We start from the raw sequence: 19,504 nt of genomic DNA on the forward strand, positions 1-19,504 counted from the left end.
GGCGGGCGAGCTGCGCCGGGGCCGTGCCGGACCGCGCCGAGGCCGGGCGCCGGGCGCAGGCGGCGGGGGCCCGGCGCAAGCCGGGTCCGGGGCAGGGCGGCGGGCGGGCAGCGGCCGGGGCCGGGCAGCAGGCGGCAGGAACCGGGCGCGACCGGGCCGGGGCCGCGCCGGAGCCGGGTGGGCGCAGCCCGTACCAGGAATGGGCCGCGAAGGTTGGTAAAGCGCAGTACGAGTTGATGAAGTTGGATGCCGCGATCGTCGAGAAGGACGACGGCCAGGAGGACGGCTCACTGCCGACCTGGTTGTTGCCGAAGCTCCCGGCGAACACCGCTGGGCATCATCAATCATCCGAGCGAGACGTTGACGTCAAGGAGCGTCAGGACTCCGGGGCGACGGGGCCCTGGACCAGTCGCAGCTGGATCAATGCGAATCCGCGGCGGGGTCTCCCCGTGGTGGTGGTCCCGCAAGAAGGTGATGACCTTCCGCAGGCGACGTGCGACATAGCCCCCTGGTGGGACGAGTAAGCAGCCGACCGTCAGAGTCGGTCGGCAAGAAGCAGTGCGAGCGGTCCGCCCTGGAGGAGGAAGCGGCCTTCGGTAGCCGCCGTGATGGCATCTTGCATCGGCCACCACATGAGTTTGAAGTCGGCCTCGGAGGGCTCCAGCTGCTGAGGCCCCAGGGTCAGCCCTTCGGCGATGAAGAGATGGACCCGGGCGGTAGATCCAAGGGTGATGGCGTACGAGCCCAGGGGGCGCCAGGACTGCGCGGTGATCCCTGCCTCTTCGCGCAGTTCCCGGTGCCCGCACTCTTCTGGTGTCTCGCTGGGCTCCATCCGGCCGCCGGGGAGGAAGAAATACTCGCCACCGTGGCGGGGAAATCGTGACGTGAGCAGGGCGACCAGGCCGTGCTCGTCTCGGGCTACGACTACGGCGGCGTCGCGCATCTCTGAGTCCATGTGTCGAGCGTAGGGACCGTTAGACGAGCATGGCGGCGAACGGCACATTCATCACCGTCGGGTGGGCGATTCCGCGGCCGTGGTGGCCGTCTTCACCGAAGGCGTCGCCGTGGTCCGCGCAGATGATGACGAGCCACTGCTTCTTCGTGGTGAGGCCGGCGACCAGGCGCCCGAGGTGCCCGTCGGTGTAGGCCAGGGCCGCCGCTTGGGACTCCCATGTATCGGTGCTCTGGCCGAGGTAGTGACTGTGGGGGACATGGGTGGCGGAGACGTTGACGAACAGGAACAGCCGCCGGTCCTCGTACTTGAGGGCGAGGCCGAGGGCTTCGTCGACCTGGTGGCGGGTGGAGTCGGGCTCCGGTGAGCAGAACTCCGGGCGCCAGTGGTCCTCGTCGAACAGGTCCGGCAGGACGGAGCCGAGCGGGGTTTCTCGGGAGAAGTAGGTGACCCCACCGACGCACACGGTGCGATAGCCGTGCTGGACGAGTCCGGCCAGCAGGCTCGGAGCGTCGAAGACGAACGTGCCCGGGTTGACGGTCTTGAACGCGGGCGGGCGGCATTCCCACATACGCGGGGGCTGCTCGGGCTGCGGGAGCTTGGGGAGGAAGCCGGAGAAGAACGCCATGTGCGCGGGGAGGGTGAAGGTGCCCGGGGTGCGCCGCTCCTCCCACTGGCCGCCGGGGAGGAGCTTGGCCAGGTGCGGGGTTTGCCCGCCGTGCATGGTGGCCCGTGCGACGTCGTAGCGCAGGGAGTCGAGGGTGACAAAGAGGATGTTCGTGCCGGACTCGATGACCTCGGCCGTACTGATCACTGGGCGGCCTCCGCGTAGGGCTGGATGGAGCCCTTGCATTCGGCGTTGACGGGGAGGGGGATGCGGTCCTCGGCGATCATGCGGCGGATCAGGTAGAGGCTGGGCCGTTCCGTCAGAGGGACGCCCGCGCGATCGTAGAGGGTGATGGTGACCTGATCGACGGTCGTGGTGACGCGCATCCCGGGGGCCCGGTCCGCCTCCTTCATGGCGATCACCAGTTCGTCCTCGTCGGCGACACCCAGGTCCAGAATCCGGCTGGCGTAGTGCTGGGCGTTGATGGCGCCCTGGCACAGGAGGTCGAAGAACTTCGCGGTGGCCGGCTGGCCGTCGTGTGCGACGACGAGCTGGTCGGCTCGGAGGGTGACGACGAAGCAGGCTGCGAGCCACCAGGCTGCGGCGGGGTGCATCTCGTCGGGGAACCTGCCGGTGGCTCCGCCGTCGCGGATCACCTTGTCGGTGTCGATGGGGTTAAGCACGCTGGCTCTCCAGGTAGGCGGTGATCAGGTCGGCGAGGTCGTCGAGGGTGAGGCCGTCGGTGTCGAGCACGGTCGCGGTGGGGTCGTCGCTGGCGACGGCCTCGAAGTTGGTCGTGAGCTGCTTGAGGCGGCCGGGGATGGCGAACAGGTCGGTGTCGTCCTGCTTGGTGTCGCCCTTGACGGCCATGCGCTGGCGCAGGGTTTCCTCGGAGCACCGCAGGTAGAAGGTGTGGTCGGGGACGACGAGGTAAGGCCGGAACGGGGCGATCAGCCGGTCTACTTCGGTGATGTCGACGCCGTGGATCGCGGCCTGGCAGGCGGTGACCGAGGACGCGTAGCGGTCGGCGATGACGGGGCCGATGGCGAGGGCGCGGCGGATGCGGTCGGAGACGTGCAGGAGTCCGGAGAGGTAGAAGGCGAGGTTCGGCAGCGGGCTCATGCAGTGGGCTGCGTCCGACCAGCCGGAGTGGGGCGGGGCCAGGGTGTGTATGCCGGAGCCGTTCAGGCGGTGGGCGAGGATCGCGGTCAGTGCGGACTTCCCGACGCCGGAGACGCTTTCCAGCGCGATGAACGGGACGTCCTGGTCGTCGTAGGGGACGGGGGCGAAGGCCGGGGGCAGGGCGATGGTCTGGCTCACAGGGTCCCCTCGGTGAAAGCGGTGACGTGTCCCGCGATTGCCTCGGCGAGGCGTCCGGGGTCGTCCAGGAGGTGCTTGACGTCCAGGCGCAGGTCGTCGCGGAGGAGGCAGGGTTGGATGCCGCCGGCGTGGTCGGCGCGCAGGGCCCAGAATCCTTCGACGCACTTGGGGCGGATGGGGCAGGTGCCGCACTGGCCGACGTGGTGGCGGCCGAGGTCGCGGTGGATGACCTCGATCTCGACGCCGTCAATGTCGAAGATGCGGCGGCCCTGGCCGACCCCGACGATCTCGATCCGCTCGTTGCTGGTGAGGGTGCGCAGGTGGCTGATGATGTCGTCGGCCGGGACAGCGGAGGAGGCGCGGGCTTCGTTGAAGTCGGTGCCGACCAGTTCGATGAACTGCACGGGCATGCGCCGGTTGAGGGCGAAGGCGAGGATGTCGCGGACCTCGTGCGCGTTCTCCTTCTGGAGGAGACAGTTCAGCTCGACGTGTTCGAACATCTCGCGGGCGGCTTCGGCGCCGTCCAGGACACAGTTGATTCCGATGCGGGTCCCGGCGACGGCCTTGAAGCTGTCGTCGGAGAAGTAGTGCAACGACACCTTGATCTTGTCGAGCGGCGCCGTCGCGAGCCACGACTGGTGGGTACGGACCAGCGTGCCGTTGGTGATCAGCGTGTACGAGCTGTCGGAGCCGCTCGGCCGGAGCCCGGTCAGTACCTCGCGGGCCAGCGGCGACGCCAGCGGCTCACCGCCGGTGAAGAAGATCCGCTTAAGGCCGGCGTCCATCATCGCGTTGATGAGGGTGAGGAAGTCGGCGACCCCGTAGTGGCGCTCGCGGGGCTTCTGGGTTCGGTCCATGCGGGTCAGGGGCGGGGGTACGTCGGCCTCGTTGTGGCAGAACCAGCAGGCGATGTTGCAGCGCGGCGTCAGGGAAATCCGGCCCTGGCCTCCCAGAGCGGCGAAGTTGCGGAACGCGGTCCAGTCGGTGCTCGGTTCGGCGAACGGTAAGAGCGTGGTGGGCACGGTGGTGCTCCTCTCGGCGAAGCGTGAGTGGTGCAGATGGGCGTGGTCTACCTGCCGGGGTCGCCGGCCAGGGCCAGGACGACCACCAGGACGCCGACGGCGATCACGTAGAGCAGGACGGCCAATTGCTGGCGCCAGCCCCACGGGTTTTGGCGGTCTAAGGCAGAGTTCATGCCCCGGGCTCCTGGACCGGCTCGCCCGCGAAGCCGCGCAGAAATCTCTCGATGCCGGATTCGGCGCGGGCCCGGAGGGCCGGGCTCGGGTCGGGGCTTTCGGGGGCGTCCCAGGGCGCGTACTCGGGCTGGTCTTCAAGCTGGCGGGCGAGCGGACGGCGACGGAGAGGCTGCTGGGGCATGGGGCGTGACTCCTTGCCTGCGGTGGAAGCAGCAGGGCACCGTGCGACGCGGGAGACGGTGTGGTGCCCTGCTGCGAGGGGGAGTCACTAGGGGGCCGATGAACACCCCGAGTGACGTTCCATCACCGTAGGGAAGGGCGCGAGCTGACCTCAATGAAGTTGCGCAGAATTGCGTTATCTCACCCGCAGGCGTCGATGGCGTCCTCGATCAAGGCCCGCGCCGCATCGCCGTAGACAGCCATCTTCGCCAGGCCGGCGAACGCCTTCGCATAGTCGGTGAGTTCGCGGGGCTGCGAGACGTTGATCTCGGCGGTCAGGGTTTCGACGGCGACCTGGCGGTCGTCGAAGAGGTAGAACGCTTCCAGAGGCCAGATCACGCGCTGGGTGGTGGTGGGGATGATGCCCAGTGACACCGAGGCCAGGGGCTGCACCGTGAGGAGGTGGCGCAGCTGTGCGACCATCGTCTCCGATCCGCCGAAGCGGGCCCGCAGGACCCAGTCCTCTATCACCACGACGAAGCGGTGCCCGCCCTGGTACAGGAACCGGGAGCGTGCGACGCGGGAGGCTACTGCCTCGGTGACGTCGTCCGGGGTGCCCTGGAAGGTGGTGATTGCCTGCATGAGCGCGGTGGCGTAGGCGGGGGTCTGGAGGAAGCCGGGCACAGCGTTCGACACGTACACCCGACATAGGCGGGTCTGTTCATGCCGGGTCGTCCAGTCCTCCTGGGCCGTGCGCATACCGTTGCGGTGCAGCTTGCGCCACTCCTGGTACATGGAGTCCACGACGCGAGAGGTGGCGATCAGGTCGCCGACCTGATCCTCGGCCCCGCAGACGGCACACCAGGTGCGGATGTCCGCGTCCGAGGGCGCCATCTCGGCCTTCTGGATCCTGGTCGTCTTCGCGGGATGCCAGCCGCACCGGGCGGACAGCTCGCGCCCGGTGAGACCGGCGTCCTTGCGGATGTGGGACAGGCGTACAGCGAGGGCCTCGCGGGCCGACTGCGCGCGGGAGGAGGGGGAAGAGGGCATTGGAACTGTCGGGTCGGGGCTAGACGGTGTACTCGGCGTGAGGGATCGCGCGCTCCCACACCGTTTCGAAGGCGTCGGTGACCATCTTGACCACCGCCGGATTTTCGGTGAACTCGTGGCCGGCCCAGTCGCCCTCACCGGTCCACCAGTGGAACATCACCAAGCGGTCGTCGATCAACCACAGGTCGTTGCCCGGCAGGGCGATGTCCGACGCACGACGGCGGGGCAGCCAGCGGACATCCTCGCCGATCGCGATGTTGACGGGGGTGAGGGCGTGCTCGTAGCGGATGTAGTCGGTGACCGGCTCGGAGACGATCCGGGCCCGCCGCATGACCACGCCGCGGCCGACCGCCTCGCGGGCGATCGGGGTCCAGCCCACCCAGAGCGGCGACTCCGGGTCCAGGTCAGCCTCGCCGGTCGACAGGAACCGGTTGAAGGTGTCGGCCTCCTCGCCCACGCTGTAGACGTCGCGCATCTCCAGGTGGGCCGCCGTGTGTCGGGCGGAGCCGAGGAGTTCAGAGAAGTCCGGCGCTTTCTGCGTCATCGAGAGCCTTCCTCAGGATCGCGGCCATACGGAGCGGCACGCGGGTCACGTTCTCACCTTCGGGAATACCGGTGTCGTGGCCGGATACCCACTCGGTCGTGCTGATCTTCGTCAGCAGTTCCTCGTCCGGACCCCAGCCCTGGATCACCAGCTCCCGCTTCACGTCGTCTACCCACACGGTGGGAGATCCGCCGCCCGTGGTGTTGGGGTCCATCCCGCCGAACCGTAGCGTCACGGGTCTCTCCCTTGTCCAGGTGATTGCGAGGATTTGCGGACGACGCTCGTGGAGGCGAGGGAGGTCGTCAAGAGGGAGGGTCGGAACGGCCGTGAGGTTGGCCGGATTTGAGTCCGGAAAATGCCGAAGTCCCCGCCTGATCCGGACCGCCCCATCCGGGAGTTTTCCGCACCGGCTATGTCCCACTGTGGGAGGATCTGCCGGTCGGAACCAACGAAAGAGGCCATGATGCGACGAGCCCGTTTCCGCACAATCCTGACCGCGTCCGCCCTGGCGGCGGCGTCGGTGGCCGCGTCCCTGGTCGCGGCGCCGACCGCGCAGGCCGCCGGGAAGTCCTGGGGGCCGATCCACGCCCGCGTCTCCGCCGGGAACGTTGCCTCCGCCAACGGGGACTTTGCCAACAACGGCGGCGTATACGCCACCGTCGGCGCGAACTGGCGTGACCTGCGGGCCGGGGATGGGGATCCGGTCTACGTGGAGGCCGAGTTCTTCTTCCTCAAGAACGGCAAGTGGGAGAGCGCCGGGTCCAGTCAGACCTTGCGTACCGACACCAGCGCGTCCGGTTCCCTCTCCCGTCGGTTGCGCCAGGACGCGCACGGGGCGCGCGCGGTGATCAAGGTGTGTGTCGACCGGACGCGGTGGGCAGACCTGTGCTCGTCGGAGGCGGTCGTCTCGTTCAGCTACTGACTCCGGGAACGACGAAACTCCCGCTGGCCAGCGCGGTGCCGGGGCGGGGCCTGGCGATGGGCGGGATCAGTCCCAGCCGCTGAGACCGGTCTGGCCGGGGAACGACTTCTTGCAGTCGTTGAAGCTCCAGGAGTTGCTGCTCGACTCGTTTTCGCAGCGCTGCCGGTCGTTCATCGGGCCGTCCTCGGCGCCGCAGCCGGCCAGGCTCGCCAGGCCCACGATCGTCAACACGACGATGTTGATCAGCAGGGCCGCAGTCAGTTCGGATGCCGGCTGATCCAGTTGGCGAGCGCCAAGATTTCCTCCTCGGTCCGCGGGGGACGCGAGTGTCGCTGATCTTCTGTACGTTCGGAAGGGGGCGAACGACGAAGACCCCCGCCGGCCGGCTCGCTACCGGTGCGGGGTCTCATCGTGAGGCTGTTACTCGCAGGCGACGCCGTCACCGTCGCGGTCGAGGTGCCTGCCGTATCCGGGGTCACCCCGATGGATGGGGGCGGCGCCGGCCGCGCGCACGGCGGTGCAGTGAGCATTCTGACCCGACCAAATTCGAACGGAGCAGAAGCTCCGCCCCAGGTCGCTCAGGGAACCGATCACCTTGACCCATTCCGATGTCCAGCGACTCACCACCCTCTTTGCGGCAGCGGCGGCTATCTTCGTCCACTCGCCCGGCCGGCGGGATGGGACCGTGTCGGGGGTGAAGTCCCGGGAAGCCTCCGACTCGGGAGAAATGGATGGCATGGGCAAGACAGGGTTTCTCGTAAGAAGGATTGGCCCCGGGGATGAACGCGGCGGGCGAGCACGCAAGGGAGCGGCGAACGGACATGCGGTAAAGGCTGTGTGAGGACGTCAAGGAGGGGGCACACGGCCCTCACCTACCGGAAGGAACAGTGATGTTGGGTATAGCGGCCGCAGTCCTGTTCTTCATCGCATTCTTGATCAACGCGGCGGAGATCTCGACGAACCCGTGTCACATCAGACAATGTCATGATCCTCGGACTGATGCTACTGGCCCTCCACGTTGCCGGAATCGGTAACGGTTGGAGCACCCGCTCCCGTCGTCGCTGACGATCCGGGCTGTCCCGCCCCGCACGCGCGACAGCCCCTTCGATGTCCCCGGCAGCCGACTCGCCATACCGGCAGTGCGGATGGCGGCCGGACACCGCCGGACCGAGCTCACCCTGACCACCAGCCCGCAGCTCACCGACCCAGAGGTCGCGTCCATCCCCTGTACGGCGCTGTCAGCCACCCTTCGATCGCGCCGAATGCACCGCTGCATGAAGTGACCGGAACCGGGTACCCGCCGTACTCCCCGCACCAGAAGGAGACTTCATGCTTACCACCGTCCTGGCCGCCGAGAAGGAGACCGGCCCCCTCCTGCTCATCATCGTCGGAGTGGCCGTGGCCGCGCTCCTCCTGGCGGGCTTCTGGTGGGGCAGCAGGCGCGCCGCCCGACGACGCAAGCCGCCCGTCGAACCCCTCCAGGGCACCCAGCCCCGCCAAGCCTCCTGGCAGACCCCCCAGGACGATCCCGAGCAGGGCCACCCTCACCGCTGACCACCACATCCGCGCGACGCTCCGGCTGCCATGACAACGAAGCCCCTGTTCAGGCAGCACGTCCCACGGAGCAGGCGCGTCATCCCTGCGGGCCAACAGATCGCCACGGTTGCGCCTCGGATTCTCTCGGCTGCCTGCGCCAACATCGACTTCACCGGCGATCGCAACACCATCCCCCCAGCCCCTCCCGACCGTCGCACGGGTTCGGGTCCCGACCATCAGCGCACCGGAACCACGACGCGGGTCCCATCGGATCCCTCTCGTGACAGGACGCGACCGGCCTGAACCGGGGCGCCGGCCGGGTCCTGTGTGGGCTGTCCGTCGTCGTCGCCGGTTCCCACACCCGCACCCCAACACGCCCCCGATCCCTCGCCAGCCCTGGCGGGCGGATGGCAGCACGCTCCGGCACGTTCCCACGGGACGCGGCCACGGGCGCCGTCAACGGGCCGTAGGAACAACCGTCGAGAGGCAGTGAGCAGCACCGCTGCGGCTTCTGCTTTGTGCGGCGGCCGGGCTCTCGGAGTCGACAGGTGCAAGGACGCCGCTATGACGATCATGATGAAGGGGGCCAACTCCCCACTACCCAAAGGCCCCTTCCGCATTGCCGTAACGCGTGCGGCACGGCCGGACACCCCTGCGGTGGCCGCCGTGGCGGTGCTGCTGGACGGCACGGGCCGGATCCGCGGGGTGGCTGACGTGGTGCTCGGGGACCGGACCCCACACCCCTCCACTCGGTCCGCCACAACGGCGGGGCGGCCGTCGGCGAGTGCCTCGTACAGGTGCTGGAGGTTGACGAGGAAGCGGTAGAGGCCGCCGTGCAGCGGGTCCTGATCGTCGTCCTCGCGGTGGGCGGGACGTTCGGTGCGGTGCCGGGGCTGTCCATGGAGGTGTTCGGTGGCGAGGGCCGGTCGGTGGCGGCACGAGGTCGCCGACGCAGGCGCGGAGAGCGCGCTGGTCCTCGGCGAGTTCTACCGCCGCGACGGGGCTTGGCGCTTTCGCGCGGTGGGCCAGGGCTACGGCCACGGACCGGACGGGCTCGCCGCCGACTACGGCATACCCGAGCACGCCCTTCCGGCAGCACCGGTGTCGGGCCCCGCGATGACCGAGGTCCGCAAGGACGATGCCGCGCCGCCACACTCGAACGGAAGCGAACCGGCTCGGGCCGGGGATGCCCCTGAGCAGGTCGGGAGCCAGCTCCCGGCCGCGAGGCCGGCTTCTCTGGCGAAGCTCTTGGGGTCGTGGGTGGCGGGACAGGAGTCCCCGGCCGTGCCCTCGCCCGAGGTGTTTCACGAGGTGCACGGTGAGGGCGACCGGGTCCTCTCCCTCGGCGGGCCGGCCGCCAAGGGCCTTCTCATCATCGAGACGACCGTGCCCGGGGGCGGGCGCTTCACCCTCACCGCCCTCGAACGTGACTGCGCGGACTGGTGCTCATCGACACCACCACGCCCCTGGATCGGGCCCGGACCCTGGCCGTCCGCGACGGGCGCGCCCTGCGGCTGCGCGTCACCGCGGAGGAGGCCTGGAGCCTGCGGGTCTTCTCGCTCGGGGCGGCCCGTCGGCTCGCCAGCACCCTCTCGGGTACCGGCCCGGACGTCCTCCTTATCGAAGGACCGGCCGCCGACCTGACCCTGGACCACCATGAGTCCCAGGACGCTCCCTTCTAACTGATCGTTTCAGAATGAGATTCGGAGTCGTCGTAAGCAGATGATGCTGCAGGCGAGTTGGAGGAGACTGAGGTGGAGGTCGGCGCGTATCTCGTAGCGGATTCGAAGACGTTTGAACTGGTGGAGCCAGGCGAAGGTCCGCTCGACGACCCAGCGGGTCTTGCCCAGGCCGGAGCCATGGAGTGTGCCCCGGCGGGCGATCTTGGGCGTGATCCCGCGGGCGCGGATCAGGCGCCGGTACTTGTCGAAGTCGTAGCCGCGGTCTGCGAAGAGGCGGCGGGGCCGGTGACGTGGCCGTCCGCGAAGCCCGCGGATGCGGGGCACCGCGTCGAGCAGAGGCATCAGCTGGGTGACGTCGTGACGGTTTCCGCTGGTCAGGGAGACGACGAATGGGGTTCCGTGTCGGTCGACGATGAGGTGGTGCTTGCTCCCCGGACGGGCGCGGTCGACTGGCGAAGGTCCCGTGTGAGCCCCCCTTTGAGAGCTCTGACGTGCGAGGCGTCGATCGCGGCGTCATCCATGTCCAACAGCCCGGAGGTCCGCAGCTCGGTCAGCAGGACTTCGTGGAGGCGGGGCCACACGCCGGCCTCGGTCCAGTCCCGAAGCCGCCGCCAGGCCGTCACACCGCTGCAGCCGATCCGCTCGGCGGGAACGTCCCGCCGGCTCACGCCCTTGCACAGCACGTAAACGATGGCCCTCAAGGCGGCACGGTCATCCACCGGCAGCCGCCCGGGATACCGAAACCGCCTGGGCGGCCGCCCCGGCAACAACGGGGCCACACGTTCCCACAGGTCATCAGGCACGAGATCAGCAGACACACCCCAGATCCTGCCGACAGCACACCCAACTGCCAAGCCCCTCAACGAATCTCATTCTGAAACGATCAGTAAGGCGTCACCGACCCGCAGGTCGTCGACTCGTTGATGCGGATGGCCACGGAAGCGAACCAACAGGGCTGGTGGGTCGCCTGCAGCGACGTCCCCTACGCCATCTACATCGGCCTGGAGACAGAAGCCTCCTCCATCCGCTCCTACGAGCCCCCGGTCATCCCCGGGCTGCTGCAACCCCCCGCCTACGCCCGAGCCGTCATCGAGGAAACGATCCCGCTCGCTACCGCTGATCAGATCGCCACGCGTCTTGAGGTCCGGCTACGCCGACAGGCCCGGGCCCACCACCCGGGCCGACCCTTCCGCTTATGGGTCGTGCTGGACGAATCAGCCTTGCGCCGCGTGGTCGGCAGCCCGGAGACCATGCGCGAACAACTGGAGCACCTGACCCATCTCGGCGCACAGCCGCACATCACCGTGCAGGTACTCCCCCACGACGCCGGGGCCCACCCGGGCGTGGCGGGACAGTTCTCCATCCTCCACTTCACGGACACCGCCAGCGACGCCGGCGCCTGCGCCGGCGGGACGGTGTACCTGGAACGGTTCACCAGCGACCTCTACCTGGAAAAACGATCCGACATCCGGCACTACAACGTCATGTACGACCACCTCCAGGGCCAGGCCCTGGGCCCGGAGGCCACCCGCCACTTCATCACCCGAGCCACCGAGGAGCTCCTGGCCGGATCGCCGCGCGGCCGGTCGTGATCACCGCACCGGCCGCGGGCTGGCGGTCATCGCCTCGGAAGAGGTCGGCACCCGCCATTCACAGAGTCAGGCCGCCCAGGTCGCGAACCACCTGAGCAAGGGTCCGGATAGGGTCGGATTCCAGGGCGCTTGACCAGACCAAGCCCCATCTCAGGCACGGCCCGTCGTGGACAGGCAGATACACGATATCCGGGCGAGCGTGAAATCGAGTGACGTGGGCGGCGAGAACGGTGACGGCTTGGCCTGTGCCGACGATGGTGAACAAGTCTTCCAGGCTCGGCACGACGATGCGGCGCTCAATAGGGCGTCCGCTGGGGGTGCAGAAGGGCGAGAAGGCATCCTCCCAGTAGTCCGGCAGACTGTCCGGGCCTTTGAGGACGCCGTGGTCGCCGAACGCTTCGGCGGACACCGACCGGGCACCGGCCAACTCATGGTCGGGTTCCACCACCATCACGCGAGGCTCCGTGAAGAGGACCGGTCCGACGGTCAGATCCGGCTCTTCGACAGGAAGCCAGGAGACCAGGACGTCGATCTCCCTGGTGCGGAGCGGCTCGAACGGCGTCGGGAAAGGAACACTGCGGATCTGGAGCCCCCACTTGGGACAGCGGGCGCGGAAGGCCTGCCAGTAGGGCCGCAGTTCGTAGGCGTTGCTGGACAGCACGCCGATGCGGAGAACGCCCGTCTTCCCCTGAGCGGTCAGCCTGGCCCGCTCCAGACTCTCGCTCAGGCCCTGATAGATCGGCCGGAGATCGGCTCTCAACTGTTCGCCGACTGTCGTCAGCCGTACGGACCGGCTCGTACGTTCGAACAGTTCCGCGCCGACCCCGCGCTCCTGTTTCTTGATCGCCTGGCTGACTCGGGCCACCGAAACTCTCAGCCGGTCAGCAGTCCTACCGAAATGAAGCTCCTCTGAGAGAGTCAGGAAGATCTCAATGTCCCTGATGTCCACGCGGCCCCCCGATCGTGAACCTCTAGGTTAATGCACCGTGTCGATCTTCGCCGTTGTTCCGGAAGTGCCCGGATGTGACGCTGTGCCGGTCAAAAGACCCGATGGCGGTGCGACCGGGGGCCCTATGAAAATCACGAACGGCTCCGTGTCACTGACCGTCGATGACGTCGCCGCGGAGCTCGTCCTGCTACGCCGCGGCACCAGCAGGTGAGCGGGCTCATCGGGGCGCTCAGCGTCGACGACATCGCCGCTGAGGAGGCGCGGCTGAGTGCGGAGAACGCGAACATCTCCATGCCGCCGCGCACCGAGCCGTGCGGCGCGCGTCCTTCAACTCAACGACGCCAAAGGCGACCCGGCGCCCTGGGCGTCGCACTGAAGGCGGACTGGCCGGGCGCACATCCTGGACGGTCTCCGCGTGGACCGTACGACTGGCCCAACCAGGACCACGAACGACGCCGTGAGCACCGTCTACCGGTGACGTCCGGCCAACCACGAGCCTCTTGGACAGCATGTTGTCCCGGTCAACGGCCCATTACTCATCGTCTCGACGTGCAGGCCTGCCAGTCTGCATCGTCGTATCCCTAGGGGGAATCACACGTGACGTCGCCGTCGTTTTGGAGCAGGCGCCGGATATTAACCACCATGGCCGGGGCAGTTGCTGTCCCCGCCCTGCCGTCCATCCTGACCGCCAGCCCGGTCCGTGCCGCTGCGAGCAGCCCCACCGCCACGGATAGCGGCCTGCCCGACACCGATCGGGGCAAGGCCGTGTGGGCGTACAAGACGGGCGGCCGGGCGGTCCGCGAGGCCGCTGCCGTCGCCCTCGGCGGCCCTCCGGCCGCCGTCTCCGCCTTCCTCGCCAGCGAACTGTCCGTCGCGCAGGCGGATGACGACCGCTTCGGCATCCTCGCTGTCCTTCCCTACGCGGACAAGTCGGTCCGCGAATCGGCCAACGCGGCTTTGTCCGCCGGGGACATGGCGATGGCCTCCTACCTGCGCGACGGCTATACGCAGTCTCTGGAGACAGATCTGCGGGCGGCGGTGTTCACCGTCATGAACAACAGCGGCCTCGCCGTCAAGCGGGAGGGGACCAAGGCTCTGGAGTTGGGCACCCCGGCGGCTCTGAGGGAGTTCCTGGCGGAGACTCAGCACACCGCGCAACAGGAGGACGAAAGGGCCGAGGTCTTCACGATCCTCACCACCGCCTCTCCTGAGGTCAAGAAGTACGCGGAGCGTGCCCTGAGCGAAGGGTCGCCCCAGGCAATCCACCAGTTCCTCATCTCCGGCCAGTACATCGCGCGTGCCCGCGACGAGGAAGCCGCGACGATCGACCAGTTGGTCGAGATCGTGATCCGGGAAGGCAATCGGGCGAAGCTGCAGACAGAGCAGGCGGTTGCCGCCTCCATCGGGGCGAAGGAAGCCGCCGAGAAGGCGAAGGCCGCTGCTCTGAAGGCGGCGGATGAGGCGAGGGCCGCCCAGAACGATGTACGGAAGTCGGCCAGGGCGGCGAACGACGCCGCGAGCGCCGCACGGGGCGCCGCCAGCGCCGCCAACACCGCGATCTTCGCTTCCCGTACCGCTCAAGCTGCCTCGAGCCGCGCAGCGCAGGCCGCGCAGGCTGCTGCCGGCGCCGCCGCTTCCGCGGGCAATGCCGCCGCCCGGGCTTACAACGGGGCCATCGCCGCTTCGAAGGACGCAACCAAGGCCGCGGCCGCGCGCCAGGCCGCCCAAGCTGCACGCGACGCGGCCGGCCGCGCGCGTACTACGGCCAAAGCCGCCGGCCAAGCGGCTGATGCCGCCCGGCAGGCGTCCTCCGCAGGTTCCGATGCCGCGATCGCGGCCCGGAGCGCTGCGGGCGCCGCCAACGCCGCCGCCGACGCCGCCGCCGCCTGCGCCGGCGTTGCCCAGTCTCAGGCCGCCAAGGCGAAGGCGGCGGCAGCCGAAGCCGACGCTGCCGCCGCCCGGGCCACCCGCGCCGCGGGCACCGCCCAAACCTTGGCAAACAGGGCCGCCACCGCCGCCGATCTGGCACGCGCCGCCGCCGAGAGCGCCGCCGCGCACGCGGAGAAGGCCGCAGCTGCGGCGGACGAGGCCGCGGCGAACGCGGGCAAGGCGATCGAGTACGCCAAGCGGTCCACCGCCCATGCCGAGGCCGCGGTGCAGGCGGCCACCACGGCCGCCGACGCGGTCAAGGAGGCTCAGGCCGTGGAACAGGCGGCCCGGGCGGCGGAGACCGCCCGTATCGCCGAGGACACCAAATGGGGGATCGAGGAGGCCCGTCTCATGGCGCGGGCCGAGATCGACGAGACCAACCGGGTCATCAGGGAGCGCACGCAGGCGGACAAGACCGACACGGACACCAGGGACCTCATCGCGTCCGCCGCGACGGCGTTGCAGGGCGGTGATATGGCCACGGCTGTAACCACCGGCCGGAAAGCCGCTGTCAGGCTTCTGGACTCGACGGGCACGTGGACGCAGCAAGCCGCTGAGTTCGCCCTCGCGGGCTCCGACCACGATGTCGCCAACTGGATCGAAGTCGACCGCCTTCTCGCTGAGCAGCAGGATGACCGGGAGAACGTTCTGGCCGTTGCCAGGGTGGGCTCGGCCGTCGTCGCCGAGGCTGCCCATCAGGCCCTGGCCAGTGACGCCCCGAATGCCGTCCGCGACTTCCTCACCATGGGGGTCGTCGAAGCCACCGCGACGCAGAACCGTGTCACGGTGTTCGAGATCCTGAACCAGAACCCGGGCACGGCCGTCAAGGCGAAGGCTCAGTTGGCGCTGAGCGAGGGAAGTGCCGCCGCCCTGCACCGTTTCCTCACCGTCGAACTGGCGGAGGCCGTGAAGGAGGACGACCACGTCGAGGTGTTGAGCCTCCTGTCCTCCGGCGGCCTCTACATGCGGGCGGCCGCGCAGATCGTTCTGGAGGGCCCCGCCCGCATGCGGCGGCACTTCGTCCTCCGCGACAAGTTCAACATCACCCGCCTGGATCAGGATCACGCCGTTCACGTCGCCGCGATACGCGCTTCCATCGCCCATGCCGCGAAGGTCGCGGCGAAGGCCCTGCAGGACGCCGCTCTTGCCTCCAAGGCGGCGGCGGAAGCCCGCCAGGCGGCAGCGGAGGCGTCCGCGTGGGCGGCGAAGGCCCAGGGGTACGCCACGGACGCCGTCAACTCGGCGCAGGAGGCGAAGAAGAACGCGGACGCCGCTGACGCGTCGGCAGCCGCAGCGGCCCAGTCAGCGGCCAGTGCGAAGCAGGCGGCATCTGTGGCCCAGGGCGCGGCCCGGTCCGCGAACTATTCGATGCGGCAGGCGATGTCGTCGGCGCACCAGGCGGTTGCCTATGCGGCCGACGCGCAAGCGTCCGCCACTTCGGCGGGCGCCTCCGCCACTCAGGCAGGTCAGGACGCACAGGCCGCTGCCGACGCCGCCAGTGATGCCCGCCACATCGCGACCGTCAAGCGGAAGGCCGAGGTGGCGGCAGACGCGAAATTGGCGGCCGAGCGGGCGAAGCAGCACGAGGCGAGCGGAACCAATCCCTCGCAGAATGCCGACCAGGACAAGCCCTGGTACGTGGATTGGGGACTGTGGCCCGGGGACGTCAGCAGCGACAAGGACTGGGCCAAGGTCACCAAGCACTGGAGCACGATCACCGGCACCGCCTCAATCGTGCTCGGTATCGGTGCCGCCCTTACTACCCACAATAAGCCGCTCTCGGGAACCCTCGAAACGGCGGCTCTCTTGCTCAACGGCGTCTCCGTGGTCCTCAAGGGGGCGAACGTCTACTTCACAGGCAGCGCGTACGGCTGGCGCAGCGCCGAATTCCATACCTCGCTCGGCATGTTCATGCTCGGTGGGGCCTCCTTCGTCGGAAAGAAACGCCTTCTCGGAAAGTCCGGTGCGGCCAAACACATCGGTGAAACGGTGGCCGAGGGAGTTGAGGTGCTGATCGTCGCCATTGGCTGGGCGGCCTGGTAGGCACCTCAGGCGTACCAAAATCTCTCTGAATGAAAAGGAACTGACAAAATGAAGCCCGCACAACGCCTTATCGCGACAACTGCTGCGGCCATGGCTTGTATCGCCGTCGCCGTTACCGTCACACACGCCAGTGAAATCCCCGCCAGTGGTGCGGCCGGCGTGACCAGTGACCAGCCTCCGTACGCCATCGAAGACTTCGCCTACCCGGATGCCGCCAGGATCCAGACCGAACTCGGCATCACCCTCAAGCGCGGTGACGGGCACATCACCCTCGCCGACTGCGCCTCCGCCACGGGCCTGATGGAGGTGTACTCGCGAACCAAGGGCAAGATCTGCTTCCGCGTCTCAGGGAAATCCGGCCACCTCAGCCTGGAAATACCCGCGGTCTACGGCATGAAGGGTGACGCCTCTCATCAGGCCGATGTGACGCTGACCGCCGAGGGCAGCGAGCAGAATATCACGGTGGCCCCGAACGAGTGGAAGGGCGTCGGGGAAGCCGCGGACCCTGAGCGCCGGGACCACGTCCTCGTCGAGATCTCCGTTTCCGAGTGACCACCCCGTCCCGCCGCCTGTTCGAAGGAAGACTCATGTCCGCTCACCGTCCACGCCCCGTGTGGATCACCGCCACCGTCGCCACCGCTGCCGCTGCCGCTGCCGGCATCCTGACGGCCGGATCGGCTTCAGCCGTCATCGGTACGCCAGCGGCTGACGGCCAGTACACCTATACCGCCCGCATTAATGTCGGTGAAGGCGACACCACCCGCGCCTGTTCCGGTGTTCTCATCTCCGCGCAGTGGCTGCTCACCACCGCCAGCTGCTTCGCCGACAATCCCGGCGATCCGGTCCCGGCCGGCAAGCCGAAGCTGAGAGCCACCGCGACCCTGGGCGCGAACGCCCAAAAGGTGACGCTACTCGTACCCAGAACCGACCGCGACGCAGTACTGGCGAAGCTTGCGCAGCCGATCGCGGGAGTAGCCCCCGCCAAGCTTGCCGCAGCTGCTCCTGCCCAGGGAGCCGTCGTATCGACGGCCGGCTTCGGGCGCACGAAGACCTCCTGGGTACCCGGCACGGTGCACACTGGCACCTTCGACACCCTCTCCGTGGACGCGACCACTCTCGCGCTCAAAGGCAAGGGTGACACCGGCGACACCATTTGCAAGGGCGACGCCGGCGGCCCCGTACTCAATGCGAGCGGCGAGCTCATCGGGCTCAGCAGCCGCTCTTGGCAGGCCGGGTGCCTCGGCACCGACCCGGCCGAGATACGCAACTCAGCCATCGCCGTACGCGCCGACGGCCTCGGCGACTGGATCCAGCAGAGCCTCGCCCTGCCCAGCGACTCACAGATCGCCTCGGGCGACTTCAACGGCGATGGCAAGAAGGACCTGGCCGCCCTCTACGACGCGGGCACCAACACGGACGGCAAGTCCCGCTCCTCGCTGTACACCTGGTTCAGCAACGGCACAGGCTTCAACGCCCCCGTGAAGGCGTGGACCTCGTCGGGCGCGTTCACCTGGGCATCGAGCAAGCTGACGGCCGGCGACTACAACGGCGACGGCAAGGACGACGTCGCCGTGTTCTACAACGGCGGCAAGGACGCCGAGGGCAACAACAAGTCGCTGCTCTACACCTTCAACAGCACCGGCGCCGCCTTCGCCTCGCCCCGCAACACCTGGACCTCCAGCGGCGCCTTCTCCTGGGGCGCCTCGAAGGTGACCTCCGGCGACTTCACCGGAGACGGCAAGGACGACATCGCCGTCCTCTACGACCGCGGCACCGACGCCGAAGGCAAGGCCTCCACGGGCCTGTTCTCCTTCGCCAGCGACGGCACCAACTTCGCCGCGCCCCGTACGGTGTGGACGAGCCCGGGCAGCTTCAGTTGGCCCGCCAGCCAGCTCACCGCCGGCGACTACAACGGCGACAAGAAGACCGACATCGGCATCCTCTACAACGGCGGCAAAGACGCCCAGGGCAACAACGAGACAATGCTGTTCACCCTCAACAGCACCGGCACCGGCTTCGGGGCCGCCCGCAACACCTGGACCTCCGGCGGTTCCTTCTCCTGGGGCGCCTCCAAGGTGACCTCCGGCGACGTGACCGGCGACGGAAAGGACGACATCGCAGTCTTCTACGACCGCGGTGTCAACGCCGAGGGAAAGCGCTCCGCCACGCTGTTCACCTTCCCCAGCGACGGCACGAATTTCGCAGCCCCGCAGGAGGCCTGGGCCAGTACTGGCAGCTTCAGCTGGTCCGCCAGCCAGCTCACCGCCGGCGACTACAACGGCGACAAGAAGACCGACATCGGCATCCTCTACAACGGCGGCACCGCACCCGACGGACGCCCGGCCGACACTCTCTTCTCGTTCCTGAGCACCGGCACCGGAATGCAGCCCCCCGCCAGCCGCTGGAGCGGCGGCGTCAGCTGACCTGCGCCCCTGCCTGAGCAGGGGTCGGCCCGGCACAAGTACTCACCGGCCTGGGCAGCACTCGGCCGCCCCTTTCTCCGAACACAGCGAGCCCGCTGTGGGTGATCTTCATGACACCCACAGCGGGCTCGCCGCGAACCACGTTGCTCGCGCGTAATGCCACGCGGTGGGCACGGCTGCCTGCTGGAGAGTGGGGGCAAGGGCGGCCAAGACCTCAACCGCCTCGGCGATGTACCGGTAGACGGTGGCCAGCCCGATCCCGAAGCCGGCCGCGAGCTGGGCGTACGTGTGCCCGCAGCGCAGATGGGCCAGCGCGAGCAGAGCCTGTCGGTCCGCGGTCAGGCGGCGCCAGCGCGTGCCGCGCTCACGACGCCGGGCTCTCAACAGGTCAGACAGGTAGCGCAGGGTCGAGTTGGACAGATCGATCCCCGATGGGTAGACAAGCACGTGAAGCTCCGGGCGGACACCAGCGGCGTGCGTTCCGGGCCAGACAGATGTCCGGGGAACGGGCGGCCGAACTGGAGGCGCTGGGGATCGTGAGGGACACCGCCGCCGGCTTCGAGCGGAACCTGGATGCCGCGCGGGCCTACTACGAACTCC

At 68.6% G+C, this 19,504-nt stretch carries 20 protein-coding genes and 4 pseudogenes; 9 read left to right on the forward strand and 15 right to left on the reverse strand.

Features of this window, described 5'->3' with window-relative positions; genetic code table 11:
- Positions 1-524, forward strand: a pseudogene (locus tag AB0D46_RS24585) (hypothetical protein); the annotation flags it as partial.
- A gap of 11 nt (positions 525-535) precedes the next feature.
- On the opposite strand, the gene AB0D46_RS24590 reads toward AB0D46_RS24585, so the two are convergent.
- The 10 genes from AB0D46_RS24590 to AB0D46_RS24635 all read right to left on the reverse strand — a co-directional run bounded on the left by AB0D46_RS24590 (position 536) and on the right by AB0D46_RS24635 (position 6,063).
- A complete protein-coding gene (locus AB0D46_RS24590; RefSeq protein ID WP_362880452.1) occupies positions 536-955 on the reverse strand; it encodes an NUDIX hydrolase in 420 nt (139 codons plus the stop codon).
- 19 nt (positions 956-974) lie between these two features.
- On the reverse strand, positions 975-1,766 hold the full coding sequence (locus AB0D46_RS24595; protein ID WP_362880453.1) for an STM4013/SEN3800 family hydrolase: 792 nt from the start codon (positions 1,764-1,766) through the stop codon (positions 975-977).
- Entirely contained in the window at positions 1,763-2,242 is a 480-nt protein-coding gene (locus AB0D46_RS24600; protein ID WP_362880455.1) for a hypothetical protein, read from the reverse strand. The genes AB0D46_RS24595 and AB0D46_RS24600 overlap by 4 nt, the downstream gene beginning before the upstream one ends.
- On the reverse strand, positions 2,235-2,879 hold the full coding sequence (locus tag AB0D46_RS24605) for a thymidylate kinase (RefSeq protein ID WP_362880456.1): 645 nt from the start codon (positions 2,877-2,879) through the stop codon (positions 2,235-2,237). Before AB0D46_RS24605 ends, AB0D46_RS24600 begins: the two co-directional genes overlap by 8 nt.
- Positions 2,876-3,901, reverse strand: a complete 1,026-nt coding sequence (locus AB0D46_RS24610; protein ID WP_362880458.1) for a radical SAM protein — start codon at positions 3,899-3,901, stop codon at positions 2,876-2,878. Before AB0D46_RS24610 ends, AB0D46_RS24605 begins: the two co-directional genes overlap by 4 nt.
- A 47-nt stretch (positions 3,902-3,948) precedes the next feature.
- The gene (locus AB0D46_RS24615; protein WP_362880459.1) at positions 3,949-4,074 is read right to left on the reverse strand and encodes a hypothetical protein; all 126 of its coding nucleotides are present in this window, start codon (positions 4,072-4,074) and stop codon (positions 3,949-3,951) included.
- A complete protein-coding gene (locus tag AB0D46_RS24620; RefSeq protein WP_362880461.1) occupies positions 4,071-4,256 on the reverse strand; it encodes a hypothetical protein in 186 nt (61 codons plus the stop codon). The genes AB0D46_RS24615 and AB0D46_RS24620 overlap by 4 nt, the downstream gene beginning before the upstream one ends.
- A 179-nt stretch (positions 4,257-4,435) precedes the next feature.
- Positions 4,436-5,284, reverse strand: a complete 849-nt coding sequence (locus AB0D46_RS24625) for a helix-turn-helix transcriptional regulator (protein WP_362880462.1) — start codon at positions 5,282-5,284, stop codon at positions 4,436-4,438.
- Positions 5,285-5,303: 19 nt separating this feature from the next.
- Positions 5,304-5,828 carry a DUF6879 family protein gene (locus AB0D46_RS24630; protein WP_362880464.1) on the reverse strand — a complete coding sequence of 175 codons (525 nt, stop codon included), beginning with the start codon at positions 5,826-5,828 and terminating at the stop codon, positions 5,304-5,306.
- A complete protein-coding gene (locus AB0D46_RS24635) occupies positions 5,800-6,063 on the reverse strand; it encodes a hypothetical protein (RefSeq protein ID WP_362880466.1) in 264 nt (87 codons plus the stop codon). Before AB0D46_RS24635 ends, AB0D46_RS24630 begins: the two co-directional genes overlap by 29 nt.
- 228 nt (positions 6,064-6,291) lie before the next feature.
- Here AB0D46_RS24635 and AB0D46_RS24640 point away from each other — a divergent pair, with 228 nt between their 5' ends.
- Positions 6,292-6,750, forward strand: a complete 459-nt coding sequence (locus AB0D46_RS24640; RefSeq protein WP_362880467.1) for a hypothetical protein — start codon at positions 6,292-6,294, stop codon at positions 6,748-6,750.
- Between the two features lie 66 nt (positions 6,751-6,816).
- Here AB0D46_RS24640 and AB0D46_RS24645 read toward each other — a convergent pair whose 3' ends face one another.
- A complete protein-coding gene (locus AB0D46_RS24645; RefSeq protein ID WP_362880469.1) occupies positions 6,817-6,978 on the reverse strand; it encodes a hypothetical protein in 162 nt (53 codons plus the stop codon).
- A 192-nt stretch (positions 6,979-7,170) separates the two neighbouring features.
- A pseudogene (locus AB0D46_RS24650) lies at positions 7,171-7,278 on the reverse strand (excalibur calcium-binding domain-containing protein); the annotation flags it as partial.
- 801 nt (positions 7,279-8,079) lie between these two features.
- Here AB0D46_RS24650 and AB0D46_RS24655 point away from each other — a divergent pair.
- From AB0D46_RS24655 to AB0D46_RS24665, 3 genes and pseudogenes are all read left to right on the forward strand, one after another.
- Complete coding sequence (locus tag AB0D46_RS24655) at positions 8,080-8,304, forward strand: DUF6479 family protein (protein ID WP_362880471.1); 225 nt, start codon at positions 8,080-8,082, stop codon at positions 8,302-8,304.
- A gap of 894 nt (positions 8,305-9,198) precedes the next feature.
- A pseudogene (locus AB0D46_RS24660) lies at positions 9,199-9,342 on the forward strand (TerD family protein); the annotation flags it as partial.
- Positions 9,343-9,728: 386 nt separating this feature from the next.
- A complete protein-coding gene (locus AB0D46_RS24665) occupies positions 9,729-9,968 on the forward strand; it encodes a hypothetical protein (RefSeq protein WP_362880579.1) in 240 nt (79 codons plus the stop codon).
- A 9-nt stretch (positions 9,969-9,977) separates the two neighbouring features.
- Here AB0D46_RS24665 and AB0D46_RS24670 read toward each other — a convergent pair.
- Positions 9,978-10,786 (reverse strand): IS5 family transposase gene (locus AB0D46_RS24670; RefSeq protein ID WP_362880576.1). Its coding sequence is split into 2 segments (ribosomal slippage): positions 9,978-10,447 and positions 10,447-10,786, totalling 810 coding nucleotides; the frame shifts between segments, so codons are not numbered across the junction.
- A gap of 105 nt (positions 10,787-10,891) precedes the next feature.
- Between AB0D46_RS24670 and AB0D46_RS24675 the strand changes: the two genes are divergently transcribed.
- Positions 10,892-11,560 carry a DUF5753 domain-containing protein gene (locus tag AB0D46_RS24675; RefSeq protein WP_362880472.1) on the forward strand — a complete coding sequence of 223 codons (669 nt, stop codon included), beginning with the start codon at positions 10,892-10,894 and terminating at the stop codon, positions 11,558-11,560.
- Between the two features lie 58 nt (positions 11,561-11,618).
- On the opposite strand, the gene AB0D46_RS24680 is transcribed toward AB0D46_RS24675, so the two are convergent.
- On the reverse strand, positions 11,619-12,509 hold the full coding sequence (locus AB0D46_RS24680; protein WP_362880473.1) for a LysR family transcriptional regulator: 891 nt from the start codon (positions 12,507-12,509) through the stop codon (positions 11,619-11,621).
- Between the two features lie 642 nt (positions 12,510-13,151).
- Between AB0D46_RS24680 and AB0D46_RS24685 the strand changes: the two genes are divergently transcribed.
- From AB0D46_RS24685 to AB0D46_RS24695, 3 genes are all read left to right on the forward strand, one after another.
- Positions 13,152-16,481 (forward strand): ALF repeat-containing protein, encoded by a 3,330-nt coding sequence (locus AB0D46_RS24685; protein ID WP_362880475.1) that lies wholly within the window; start codon positions 13,152-13,154, stop codon positions 16,479-16,481.
- Positions 16,482-16,640: 159 nt separating this feature from the next.
- Complete coding sequence (locus AB0D46_RS24690) at positions 16,641-17,033, forward strand: hypothetical protein (protein WP_362880476.1); 393 nt, start codon at positions 16,641-16,643, stop codon at positions 17,031-17,033.
- Positions 17,034-17,068: 35 nt separating this feature from the next.
- Complete coding sequence (locus AB0D46_RS24695; protein WP_362880478.1) at positions 17,069-18,904, forward strand: FG-GAP-like repeat-containing protein; 1,836 nt, start codon at positions 17,069-17,071, stop codon at positions 18,902-18,904.
- A 180-nt stretch (positions 18,905-19,084) separates the two neighbouring features.
- On the opposite strand, the pseudogene AB0D46_RS24700 reads toward AB0D46_RS24695, so the two are convergent.
- Positions 19,085-19,351 (reverse strand): annotated as a pseudogene (locus AB0D46_RS24700) (transposase family protein); the annotation flags it as partial.
- Positions 19,352-19,504 lie beyond the last annotated feature (153 nt).

The organism is Streptomyces sp. NPDC048383 (genome assembly GCF_040651775.1).
In the GTDB taxonomy this organism is placed as follows: Bacteria; Actinomycetota; Actinomycetes; order Streptomycetales; family Streptomycetaceae; genus Streptomyces.